9 protein-coding genes are annotated in these 12,355 nt (G+C 55.9%); 3 read left to right on the forward strand and 6 right to left on the reverse strand.

Annotated elements, in window-relative coordinates; translation table 11 throughout:
• Positions 1–48 precede the first annotated feature (48 nt).
• From Q4G72_RS15725 to Q4G72_RS15750, 6 genes are all read right to left on the reverse strand, one after another.
• Positions 49–1,473 (reverse strand): Glu/Leu/Phe/Val family dehydrogenase, encoded by a 1,425-nt coding sequence (locus tag Q4G72_RS15725; protein WP_303312381.1) that lies wholly within the window; start codon positions 1,471–1,473, stop codon positions 49–51.
• A 132-nt stretch (positions 1,474–1,605) separates the two neighbouring features.
• Positions 1,606–3,393 (reverse strand): acyl-CoA dehydrogenase FadE, encoded by a 1,788-nt coding sequence (locus tag Q4G72_RS15730; protein WP_303312382.1) that lies wholly within the window; start codon positions 3,391–3,393, stop codon positions 1,606–1,608.
• A gap of 294 nt (positions 3,394–3,687) precedes the next feature.
• Positions 3,688–4,866 carry an acetyl-CoA C-acyltransferase gene (locus tag Q4G72_RS15735; protein WP_303312383.1) on the reverse strand — a complete coding sequence of 393 codons (1,179 nt, stop codon included), beginning with the start codon at positions 4,864–4,866 and terminating at the stop codon, positions 3,688–3,690.
• An 82-nt stretch (positions 4,867–4,948) separates the two neighbouring features.
• The gene (locus Q4G72_RS15740; RefSeq protein ID WP_303312384.1) at positions 4,949–7,357 is read right to left on the reverse strand and encodes a 3-hydroxyacyl-CoA dehydrogenase/enoyl-CoA hydratase family protein; all 2,409 of its coding nucleotides are present in this window, start codon (positions 7,355–7,357) and stop codon (positions 4,949–4,951) included.
• A gap of 81 nt (positions 7,358–7,438) precedes the next feature.
• Entirely contained in the window at positions 7,439–7,918 is a 480-nt protein-coding gene (locus Q4G72_RS15745; RefSeq protein WP_303312385.1) for a MarR family winged helix-turn-helix transcriptional regulator, read from the reverse strand.
• Positions 7,919–8,070: 152 nt separating this feature from the next.
• The gene (locus Q4G72_RS15750; RefSeq protein ID WP_303312386.1) at positions 8,071–9,852 is read right to left on the reverse strand and encodes an AMP-dependent synthetase/ligase; all 1,782 of its coding nucleotides are present in this window, start codon (positions 9,850–9,852) and stop codon (positions 8,071–8,073) included.
• 132 nt (positions 9,853–9,984) lie between these two features.
• Here Q4G72_RS15750 and Q4G72_RS15755 point away from each other — a divergent pair, with 132 nt between their 5' ends.
• From Q4G72_RS15755 to murQ, 3 genes are all read left to right on the forward strand, one after another.
• Complete coding sequence (locus Q4G72_RS15755) at positions 9,985–11,133, forward strand: formimidoylglutamase (RefSeq protein WP_303312387.1); 1,149 nt, start codon at positions 9,985–9,987, stop codon at positions 11,131–11,133.
• 78 nt (positions 11,134–11,211) lie between these two features.
• Positions 11,212–11,493, forward strand: a complete 282-nt coding sequence (locus tag Q4G72_RS15760; protein WP_303312388.1) for a cytochrome b5 domain-containing protein — start codon at positions 11,212–11,214, stop codon at positions 11,491–11,493.
• Between the two features lie 21 nt (positions 11,494–11,514).
• Entirely contained in the window at positions 11,515–12,321 is an 807-nt protein-coding gene (murQ, locus tag Q4G72_RS15765) for an N-acetylmuramic acid 6-phosphate etherase (RefSeq protein ID WP_303312389.1), read from the forward strand.
• Positions 12,322–12,355 lie beyond the last annotated feature (34 nt).

Here is a 12,355-nt window from a genome sequence, read left to right on the forward strand (position 1 = left end):
CATCGGTTGGCCCCACTGGTTTTATGGTATTTGATACCGCCTTTGAGCTTACGGGAAAATACCCAGCGCTTGATAGCTCACGCCTATTTTCTCAATGGCATTGTAGAAAGCGGCCGTGCGCAGGTCGTTGATGCCCTCGACGTCTTTCATTACCTGCCGGATGGCGTGGTAGGCCGTTATCATGGTATCCTCCAGCCCGGAGCGGACTAAGTCAATTTCGTCGGCGCCGTGCACAATAAGCTGCCGCTCCTCGGGGGTTATTTTTTTGCCCGAGGTGCGCTCAATAGTATCCACCAGGCGCTTCATGGCGGCTTCTTCCGCCCGCTTGCCCATGCGCCCAAAGCGCACATTGGAAAGGTTTTTCAGCCATTCGAAGTAGGACACCGTCACGCCGCCCGCATTGAGGTAAAGGTCGGGCAGAATCACGATGCCGCGTTCCAGTAGAATTTTCTCCGCGTCTTTGGTGGTGGGGCCATTGGCACCTTCGGCAATGACTTTGGCTTTGATGCGCGCCGCGTTGCCCTCGTGTATTTGATTTTCCAGCGCGGCTGGCAGCAGCACGTCGCACTCATATTCCAGCAGCTCCAGGGACTGAGGAATATCCTGCGCGCCGGTAAAGCCCAGAATAGAGCCGGTTTCCTGGCGGTGCTTGAACACTGCGGCTACATCCAGCCCTTTGGCGTTGAAAATAGCGCCCTCCCGCTCGGCAATACCCGTAATCAGGGCACCCGCCTCCTGGCAGAAGTGCGCGGCGTAATAGCCCACGTTGCCCAGCCCCTGCACGATAATGCGCTTGCCGGCAATACCACTGCTCAGGCCTATTTTTTCTAGCATCGGCTCGTCCTGCAGTAATTCGCGCAGGCCGTAGAACACACCCAGGCCCGTCGCCTCCGTACGCCCCCGGATACCGCCCTGCCCTACGGGCTTGCCCGTAACGCACCCTAAGGCGTTGGTATCCCCATACTTGAAGGCCATGTAGGTATCGGCAATCCAGGCCATTTCGCGGCTGCCGGTACCGTAGTCCGGGGCGGGTACATCCATGCCGGGCCCAATCAGGTTTTTCTTAATCAGCTCACTGGCGTAGCGGCGCGTAACCCGCTCCAGCGTCTGGACGGAGCTGGTGCGCGGGTTAATTTTTACGCCGCCCTTGGCTCCGCCAAACGGCACATCTACCAGGGCGCACTTAAAAGTCATGAGGGTAGCCAGGGCCATTACTTCCTCCTCATCCACATACACGCTGTAGCGAATACCTCCCTTGCTGGGCAGCTTGTGGTGGCTGTGTTGCACCCGAATTCCTTCAAACACCTGCACGTGCCCATCTACCTCCACCGGGAAATTCACCTTGTAAATGCTGTTGCAGGCCCGGATCTGCGCAATAATGCCGGGGTCCAGCTTCGAGAAGCTTGCCGCATGATCGTAAAACTGCAGCACGCTGTCGTAAAAGTCCTTGCCCTTTACTTGTTCGTTGGTCATGGCTCGGCGGTGTTGAAGGTGGATGTCATCAGCAAACGTCATCCGCAAGCTCCGCGTTGTACCTAAAACCAAAAGGCTGCCTCCGGATTGGAAGCAGCCTTTTTACTTGAGTTTCCCTTACGTAGATTACCCCTAATACACGTAATCGTTGGCCTGAATCATGGCATCAGCAATGCGACGACGGGCTTCTTTAGCATTGAACAGGTCGGCTTTGGTAAAGCGCTTGAGGCCCATGGCCAGCAGGCGCTGCTCGTCACCTTCCGTCATGGAGGCAATGGCATCTTTACCGGCCTTGTTCACCAGGTCCACAGTATCGTAGAGGTACACGCGGGCAATGTCTATCTGATTGGCCACGGCTTCTTCGCCCTTGGTGCCAGCCTCTTTCTCCACGCGCAGCAGGGTGCTTTCGGCGGTGTAGACTTTGATGGCCATGTCAGCAATGTTCATCAGCACTTCCTGCTCTTTGGCCAGGGAATTCATGTACTTCTGCACCGCCGTGCCAGCTACCATCAGAATAGCCTTCTTCAGCTTCTGAAGGGTCTTCTTCTCAGCAGCAAACAGGCCGGTTTCTTCTTCGGTACTGAAGTCCGGAATAGCCATCAGTTCCTGCTGCACGGCCTGGGCAGGGCCCATCAGATCCAGCTCGCCTTTCATGGCCTTTTTCAGGATCATGTCTACGGCCAGCATCCGGTTGATTTCGTTGGTGCCTTCGAAGATGCGGTTGATGCGCGAATCACGGTAAGCGCGGTCCATGGGGTAGTCGGCTGAGAAGCCGTAGCCGCCATAGATCTGCACGCCTTCATCCACCACGTAGTCCAGCACTTCCGAGCCTTCTACCTTCAGAATGGCGCACTCCACGGCAAACTCGCGGGCGGCGCCCAGCAACGCTTCGTTGTGGCTCTGACCCTGGCTGAGCAGTTCCTGCTCCATGCGGTAGATATCCATACCAGCCCGGTAAATAGCCGATTCTACGGCGTACGTGCGGATGGCCTGCTGGGCCAGCTTGTACTTGATGGCGCCGAACTTGGAGATGGGCAGCTTAAACTGAATCCGCTCGTTGGCATACTTCACGCTGGTAGCCACCACGCGCTTGGTAGCGCCCAGGCAGGCAGCGGCCAGCTTAATGCGGCCGATGTTCAGGATGTTGAAGGCAATGAGGTGGCCTTTGCCAATCTCGCCCAGCACATTTTCCTTCGGAACTTTCACATCGGAGAGGAATACCTGGCGGGTTGACGAGCCTTTGATGCCCATCTTGTGCTCTTCGTTGCCGAAGCTCAGGCCAGGGGTGCCGCGCTCTACAATGAAGCCCGTGAACTTGTCACCATCTACCTGCGCAAACACGATGAACACGTGCGCGAAACCGGCGTTGGTAATCCACATTTTCTGGCCATTCAGCACATAGCTCTGGCCATCTTCCGTCAGCACGGCTTTGCTGCGCGCGCCCAGAGCGTCGGAGCCCGAGCCGGGCTCAGTGAGGCAGTAAGCGCCCAGCCACTCGCCGCTGGTTAGCTTAGGAATGTATTTGTCTTTCTGCTCCTGGGTACCAAAGTACAGAATGGGCAGCATGCCGATGCCCGTGTGGGCCGCGAAGGCTACCGGGAACGAGTGGCCTCCACCTACGCCTTCCGTCACCAGCAGTGCGGTGTTGAAGTCCATGTCGTAGCCGCCGTACTGCTCGGGAATGCTCACGCCGAACAAACCCAGCTCGCCGGCCTTTTTCATGAGGCCTTCCAGCAAGCCTTCCTCGTGGTTATCGAGGCGCTCCAGCAAGGGGTCTACTTCGGTCTGTACAAAGTCCAGACAGGTCTGGTACATCATGCGCTGCTCCTCCGAGAATTCGGCGGGGGTAAATACTTCCTGAGCGTCGGTTTCTTTGATGATGAACTCGCCGCCCTTGGTCAGTTTATTGGTTACTTCCATGACTGGGTGAGGTATTGAGGGGGTTGGGGATTATCGAGGGGAAAACAAAATTATTCCAATGACTGTCAACTACTTATTAACACAGTAGCTCAACAAATTGTCGTACCGAAATATACAAAAAAATAGTAGGCTAGCCGAGTATATTCCGTAAAGAAAACCCCGAACTGCCGGGGTTGTTCTTGCAAACCAGTGTCATGCTGAGTGCAGCCGAAGCATCTCGCGTGCTGATGTCAGATTACTAACTCAATGAAGCGGTAGAGATGCTTCGGCTGCGCTCAGCATGACAACCGTTTTTTACTTCAGCAGTTCGTAGATACCGGCTACGCCCTGGCCGCCGCCTACGCAGGCGGTTACCATGCCGTATTTCTTGTTACGGGCCCGAAGTTCGTGGAACAGCTGAATGCTAAGCTTGGCACCGGAGCAACCCAGCGGATGGCCCAGCGCAATAGCGCCACCATTCACGTTCAGCTTGCTTTCATCGATGCCCAGCTCGCGCACCACCGCAATAGACTGCGAAGCAAACGCCTCATTCAACTCAATCAGGTCCATGTCCTCGAGCTTCATGCCGGCTTGCTTCAGCGCCTTCGGAATGGCTTTGATGGGGCCCATGCCCATGATGCGCGGGTCGATACCTTCCGTGGCATAAGTCACCATGCGGGCAATGGGCTCCAGGTTGAGCTCCTTCACCATGCGCTCGGACATTACGATTACGAAGGCAGCGCCATCAGAAGTCTGGGAGGAGTTGCCGGCCGTTACGGTACCGTTGGCGGCAAACACGGGACGCAGCTTGCCCAATGCTTCTACCGAAGTATCAGCGCGGGGGCCTTCGTCGGTATCTACCACGAAGGAGCGGGTTTTCTTTTTGCCGCTGGCGGGGTCCAGGTAGGTTTCTTCAACCGTGATGGGCACAATCTGCTCCTTGAACTTGCCGGCCTGAATGGCTTTAATGGCCTTCTGGTGGGAATTGTAGGAGAATTGGTCCTGGTCTTCGCGGGAAATCTTGTAGTCCTGGGCTACGGCTTCGGCGGTGAGGCCCATGCCGAGGTAATAGTCCGGATGCTCTTTGGCCAGCTTGTAGTTGGGCACCGTTTTCCAGCCTACGGTGGGCACCAGGCTCATGCTTTCCGTGCCACCGGCCACGATGCATTCAGCCATACCGGCGGCAATTTTACCGGCGGCCATGGCAATGGTTTCTACCCCGGAGCCGCAGTAGCGGTTCACAATAAGGCCCGAAACGTTCATGGGCAGGGCCAGCAGGGAAATCAGGCGACCCATTTGCAGGCCCTGCTCGGCCTCCGGCACGGCATTGCCTACAATCACGTCGTCGATGCGCGTGGGGTCGAGGGCGGGCACCGAGGCTACCAGGTGCTTGATGACGTCAGCGGCCAGGTCATCGGGGCGGGTGAAGCGGAAACCGCCACGGTTGGCTTTGCCTACGGCCGTACGGTAACCAGCTACGATATATGCATTCATTTCAGTGGAGTCTTGAAGAAAGTGGTGGGGTTGCTCCTCTCCTGGTGGTCAGGCGCAGCATAACAACAACTATCTAAGGTTCTTAATTTCTCAGCGGCTTACCGGTCGTAAGGATGCTCTGAATCCGCTCCAGCGTCTTCCGCTCGCCGGTGAGGCTTAGGAAAGCTTCGCGCTCCAGGTCCAGCAGGTACTGCTCCGATACTTCCGTGGGGGCGCTCAGGTCGCCGCCGCACATCACGTAGGCCAGCTTGTTGGCAATTTTCACGTCGTGGTCGGAGATGTAGCGCCCTTCTTTCATGGCCGAAACGCCCGTCAGGAACATGCCCAGCGCACCTTTGCCGTGCACCTTGATGTTGGTTTTCTGCGTGGGCTGGGTGTAGCCATCTTCCGCCAACTCAATAGCCGCGGCTTTGGCCTGGGCAATGACGCGGTTGCTATTCACCACAATTTCGTCGCCGCGGCGCATAAAGCCCAGATCGAAGGCTTCGGCAGCAGAGGTCGATACCTTGGCGGTACTGATGGTCATGTAGGTGTTGCGGAGCATGTTGTACTCCGGCTCGCCCTCCTCGTACTTGGCCGCGGTGCGCAAGGTCATTTCCTTGGTGCCGCCACCAGCCGGAATCAGGCCTACGCCAAATTCTACCAAGCCCATATAGGTTTCGGCGGATGCCACTACCCGGTCGCAGTGCAGGTTCAGCTCGCAGCCGCCGCCCAGGGTGAGGCCGTGCGGCGTACCCACCACTGGAATGCTGCTGTAGCGCATGCGCATCATAGCATTCTGGAACTGGGCAATCATCATGTTTATCTCGTCGTACTCCTGCTCTAAGGCAAACATGTACACGAGACCCAGGTTGGCACCGGCTGAGAAGTTGGGGGCATCGTTGCCCACTACCAGACCGCGGAAGTCTTTTTCGGCCAGCTCCACGCCTTTCAGCAAGCCCTGAATAACATCAGAGCCCAGCGTATTCATCTTGGAGTGGAATTCCACGTTCAGGATACCGTCGCCGAGGTCAATGACGGAAGCACCGGCGTTTTTCCAGAGCACTTTGCCCGTGGCGCGCAGGTTGTCCAGAATCACGAAGTTCTCGACGCCGGGAATGGCCTTGTAACTCTTCGACTCGAGGTCGTAGTACTGCTTTACGCCCTGCTCGTTTACCTTGTAGAACGTGGTATTGCCGGCGTCCAGCATCTCCTCTACCCACGGGGCAGCGGTTTTGCCTTCAGCCTTCAGCAACTCCAGACCTTTCTGTACGCCCAGGGCATCCCAGGTTTCAAACGGACCCAGCTCCCAGCCGAAGCCGGCGCGCAGGGCATCGTCAATCTTGTACAGGGCATCCGTAATTTCCGGAATGCGGTTGGTCACGTAGGCAAACAGGCCCGCGAACATCTTGCGGTAGAATTCGCCGGCTTTGTCTTTGCCCGCGGCCAGCACTTTGAAGCGGTCCGCCAGCTTTTCAATGGGCTTGGTGGCTTCCAGAGTAGTAAACTTCACCTTCTGGCTGGGCTTGTACTCCAGCGTGTTCAGATCCAGCGCCAGAATTTCCGACTTGCCATTGGCTCCGGTTACTTTCTTGTAGAAGCCCTGCTTGGTTTTGTCGCCCAGCCACTTGTTTTCGCCCATCTTCTTGAGGAAGTCGGGCAGTTGGAATACGGCTTTGGCTTCGTCGTTCGGCAGGCCCTGGGCCAGACCGTTGGCTACGTTCATCAGCGTATCCAGACCCACCACATCGGAGGTACGGAAGGTGGCTGATTTGGCGTGGCCGATAACCGGGCCGGTGAGCTTGTCTACTTCTTCTACCGTGAGGCCCAGTTCCTGCATCACCTGCAGCACGTCCATAATGGCGAAAACGCCCACGCGGTTGGCAATGAAAGCCGGCGTGTCTTTGGCCAGGACGGTGGTTTTGCCCAGGTACAGGTCGCCGTAGTGCAGCAGGAAGTCCACAATGGCCGGATCGGTGTCCGGGGTGGGGATAATTTCCAGCAGCTTCAGGTAGCGCGGCGGGTTGAAGAAGTGGGTACCGCAGAAATGCTTTTTGAAATCCTCGGAGCGGCCTTCCGTCATCAGGTGAATCGGGATGCCGCTGGTGTTGGAGGTGATGAGCGTGCCGGGCTTACGGAACTGCTCCACGCGCTCAAACAAGCTCTTTTTAATATCGAGACGCTCTACTACCACCTCAATCGTCCAGTCGTACTGGGCAATGTCCTTAAGGTTGTCGTCGAAGTTGCCGGTTTTGATGCGCGAAGCATCTGCCTTGCGGTACAGCGGCGAGGGGTTGCTAGCCACGGCGGCCTGCAAAGAGCTATTCACAATGCGGTTCTTAACGGCCGCAGAATCCAGCTTAAGACCTTTTTTTTCTTCGTCGGGCGTCAGCTCTTTAGGAGCAATATCGAGCAGCAGCACCTGCACGCCAATGTTGGCGAAGTGACAGGCAATGCGGGAGCCCATGACGCCCGAGCCTAAAACAGCTACTTTTTTGATGGTTCGATTCATGTGGGGATGAAGCGGGTGCGGGTTGGGAAGTAAGTTGAGTTGAGCGCGCATTGGAAACAGGCACGCCCCAAATCAGCCGGGCTAGGCCTGGTTCGACTTGGAGCGCAGCGGCTTCAGCGTAAAATCATCGAAGAGAGTTTTGCCCTCAATCATGGCTGTAATCTGGGTTACGACTTTAAAGAAGGTATCCAGCTGGTTTTGCGGGATTTTCTCATGCACCTTCTGGTTAAAATGACGCACTGTCTGGCGGGAAATTTCCTTTTTCTTCAGGCCCTCCTCCGTTAGGAAAATGCGCACGGAACGCTTGTCCAGCTGGTCGGCTTGTTTGTAGATCAGGCCCTTTTCCTCCATGCTGCGCAGAATGCGCGTGAGGCTGCGCGTTTCCAGGCCCAGCAGCGGCGCTATTTTGGTAGCCGGGGTGCCATTTTCCTGATCAATGTTCAGGAGCACAAAGCCGATGCTGGTCGTGATGTCGTGCTTGGCAGCCTGCGTATTGTACATGCGCGAAATGGCGTGCCAGGCTACTTTAATGTTATAATCGACGGTTTCTTCCGGTTTCATGAGCTGGGTGAAGTCCGGTAAACATACGTAAATATGTTATGCTTGCATACTAGTTCAGGCAAAAAAAATTTGGCATGCCTAGCATATTATGACGATTTCAGCTGCCTCCCAAATAAAAAAGGCCCCGCCAGAAATAAGCGGGGCCTTATAGGTTATCGGGGGCGGTCTGTATGATATAGACTATCAATTAAGTCGGTATTGTTCTGGAAGATGGCTTTGCGTTTCACCTTCATGGTGGGCGTCATCTCGCCGGTATCCACCGTCCACTGCTGTGGTAATAGCGCCACTTTCTTTACCTGCTCCCACTGCGCAAAGCCCTGGTTATATTTCTTCACCAAGGCTTCATACATATCTACTACCTTCTCATTTTTGATTATTTCCTCGTTTGGCCCATTGCAGGTCACGCCGTTGCGCTTGCACCAGCCTTTTAGGTCATCGAAAGAAGGAACAATCAGCACAGAAGGAAACTTCTGGCCGTCGCCTACCACCATGCACTGCTCTACCAGTGGCGACTCTTTCAGCTTGCCTTCAATTACCTGCGGGGCAATGTACTTGCCGCCTGAGGTCTTGAACATTTCCTTTTTGCGGTCCGTGATTTTGAGGAAACGCCCGTTGACCAGCTCGCCAATGTCGCCGGTGTGAAACCAACCTTCCTCATCAAACTCCTTGGCTGTCAGGTCGGGCTTGTTGTAGTAGCCTTTCATCACGGAGGCCGATTTCGTCAGGATTTCGCCGTCGGGCGCAATCTTCACCTCCGTGTTATCGATGATGGGGCCTACGGTGCCAATCAGGTTGTTTTCGGGCTCGAAGCCGCCCACGGCAATAACCGGAGAGGTTTCGGTGAGGCCGTAGCCTTCCATTACCCGGATGCCGGCCGCCCAGAATACGCGCGCCAGCCGTGGCTGCAGTGCTCCGCCACCGGAAACGATGCACTTCAGGTTGCCGCCCAGCGCTTCGCGCCACTTATTGAAGATAAGCTTATTGGCCAGGGCCAGTTGGGCATTGTAGAAAACACCCTGGTCTTTTTGGGTATCGTATTTCAGGCCCAGATCCAGCGCCCAGAAGAACAGGGCTTTCTTGATGCCCGTCAGCTCATGGCCTTTGGCGACAATCTTATCATATACTTTTTCCAGCAGGCGCGGCACTGTGGTAAAGATGCTGGGCTTCACTTCACGCAGATTGTCGGCAATGACCTCCATGCTCTCGGCGTAGTAAATACTCACGCCGTTAATCATGTAGAGGTAGGTAACCATGCGCTCAAAAATGTGGCAGAGCGGCAGGAAGCTCAGCGCCATATCATCTTTGTTTACCGGCACAAAGCGCTGGGCATTGCGGCAGTTGCTGAGGATATTGTCGTGGGACAGCATCACACCTTTGGGCTGGCCGGTGGTGCCGCTGGTATAGATGAGTGTGAGCAGGTCATCGGGCTGCACGGCGTCTTTCAGGGGTTGCAACGAGGCGGTGGTGCCTTGTTTGCCCATTTCCAGCAGCTCGGAGAAATGCCGAGCCCCCTTAATTTTATCAAAGGTGAAAATATGGGTGGCAGGAACGTTCAGCCCTTCAATAGCCGCCGTTACCTTCTCATATAGTTTTATATCGGCCACAAAAATGGCTTTTACCCCCGCATCGGCAAAGATGTACTTATAGTCTTCCACTGTAATGCTGGGGTACATAGGCACGCTCACCGCTCCAATCTGCGAAATGCCAAAATCGGCCAGCATCCACTCCGGGCGGTTCATGGAGATGATGGCCACTTTATCGTCCTTCTTCAGACCAAGCTGTACTAGCCCCAAGCTGACCAGCTGCGCGGTATCATATACCTGCTGGGTACTCATTTTTTCCCATGTCCCGTTTACTTTGGCAGCCAGGCAATCAGATTTAGGTGAATTCTCCAGCTGGTAAGGAAGAACATCAAAAGCGCGGCGAACTTGCATGAACAAAGACAGTGAGGTGGAAATAGTGGTTAAATAAATTGATTTTTTAGCGGAAACCCTATTTACGGCCAATTGGAATACTGTAGCAGCGGCGTTTTTAACTAGTTTTGTCAGCAGCACTGCCCGAGCCTGATGAACCTTGCGATATTCTTTGATCCGCTTCTCGAAGATCCGCTGGCGGCGGCGCCGGCGCCTACTACGCTGGGCGCATATGCCACACGCTTCGTGGACACATTTCCGGACTGGCGGGCAGCTGATCTGGCCCTAATTGGGCTGGATGAATGGCGCGGCAGCGCCGCCGGTGCACCAGCTACCCATGCGGCCAACACTGTACGTGAGCGGTTTTATCAACTGCAGAAAGGCACAGGCCCCATCCGGCTGGTAGACCTGGGTAACCTACGCCCTGGCCTTACACTGGAAGACACCTACCTGCGCCTGCGGGAAATTGTAGCGGCTTTGTTGGAGCAAAAGACCATTCCGCTGCTGCTGGGTGGCAGTCACGACCTGGATTACGGTCAGTTTCTGGCTTATGAAACGCTGGAGCGCCCCGTTAGCCACGTGACCATTGACTCTCGCGTGGACATGGCCGAGCACGATACCGCGCCGGCTGAAGAATCGCACCTGCAGCGCATTCTGATGCACGAGCCGAACTTCCTGTTTGCCTTTAGTCAAATTGGCCATCAGCAATATCTGGTACAGCCCGGCGTGCTGGCCACCCTGGAGAAGCTGCATTTTGAAACGCTACGTTTAGGCGAAGTCCATACGGATGTCCGGCAGGCAGAACCGCTGATCCGGCAAGCCGATATGATGAGCTTTGACCTCTCGGCTCTGCGCTGGCCTGACTTTCCGGGCTACTACCCGGCCAGCCCCTACGGGCTTACCGGCGAGGAAGCCTCTCAGTTGTGCTGGTATGCGGGCCACAATGACCAGCTCAGTTCCTTCGGCCTATATGGCTACCGCCCCGACCATGATCCGCATGGGCTGGCCGCTTTTGCTACGGCCACTATGCTGTGGTACTTCATTGAGGGCTTTTACCACCGACACGGCGAAACCGATTTTCAGAGTCGCCGCTTTATGCGCTACGCCGTGGGCCTGCCAGGCACACCAGCCAAGTTGGTATTCTACAAAGCTCGGCGCACGGAAAAGTGGTGGCTGGAAGTGGAGAGCCTAGCCGATAGCAACCTCAAGCGCATCGTGCCTTGCAGCTACCAGGACTACCTGCATGCCGCCCAGGGGGACTTGCCTAACCGCTGGATTCTGACGCAGGCCTTGTTAGGTTAAAAGTCACCGAAAACAGCCTGTCCGTTGGCCGTAGTGGCAACCAGTATCCTTCCAAGTCTGGAATGCACGAGTCTACTCATGGAATCTTCTTTGCCCCTAACTGATTTACCCGAATACTCCCGCTCCCAGCTGGCCCTACGTAACGGGCAGGACCGGGACGAAATCTGGGTAAGCTACCAAGGGCTGATTTACGATGTAACCCGCTCCCGCCTATGGCGACGCGGCAACCATTATGAACACTGGGCGGGCCAGGACCTGACCCGCGAGTTGGACGTGAATGCGCCCCACACGCCCAACGTTTTTGATAGGTTTCCGGTTATAGGGCGGCTGAAAGCAGCTGCTGCTACTGCCCCATCTTAATTTTCGCCAACCCTATTCTTTGTGAGCAACACCGAAAGCCCTTCCCTGTTCAATCATCTGGAAACCCTGAGTACCCACGAATTGCTGACTGGCATCAATAGTGTGGACCAGACGGTGCCGCTGGCAGTGGCTAAGGCACTCCCGCAAATTGAGGCTTTGGTAGAAGCTACTGTAGCCCGCTTACGGGAAGGAGGCCGCCTATTCTACATTGGCGCCGGCACTAGTGGCCGCCTGGGTATTCTGGATGCCTCTGAGTGCCCTCCCACCTTTGGTGTGCCTCAAGGGCTGGTGATTGGGCTGATTGCAGGCGGCGACACGGCTATCCGGCAGGCAGTAGAAAATGCGGAGGACGATGCAGAACAGGCCTGGCAGGATCTGCTGGCGTTTGACATCAATAAGAAGGATATCGTGGTAGGCATTGCGGCCTCAGGCCGGACACCCTACGTCATTGGTGGCCTGGAGCAGGCTCGCCAGCACGGCATTGCTACGGGCTGTATTGTATGTAATGCCGGCTCGGCGGTAGCTGCGGCTGCCGAGTTTCCGGTGGAAGTGGTAACGGGCCCTGAGTTTGTAACGGGGAGCACCCGCATGAAAGCCGGTACCGCACAAAAGCTGGTGCTGAATATGCTCACTACGGCCACCATGATTCAACTGGGCCGCGTGAAGGGCAATAAGATGGTGGATATGCAGCTTTCCAACGCCAAGCTGGTAGACCGGGGCGAGCGGATGCTAATGGATGAGCTGGGCATTGGTCAGGTGGAAGCAGCCGAGTTGCTGGCAAAGCATGGCTCCGTGCGGGCGGCGCTGGACGCGCGTTCTAAGCACTGAAGAAAATGCTGCCTCGTTTCCGAAGCCAAACAAT

The organism is Hymenobacter sp. BT730 (assembly GCF_030542105.1).
GTDB lineage: Bacteria > Bacteroidota > Bacteroidia > Cytophagales > Hymenobacteraceae > Hymenobacter.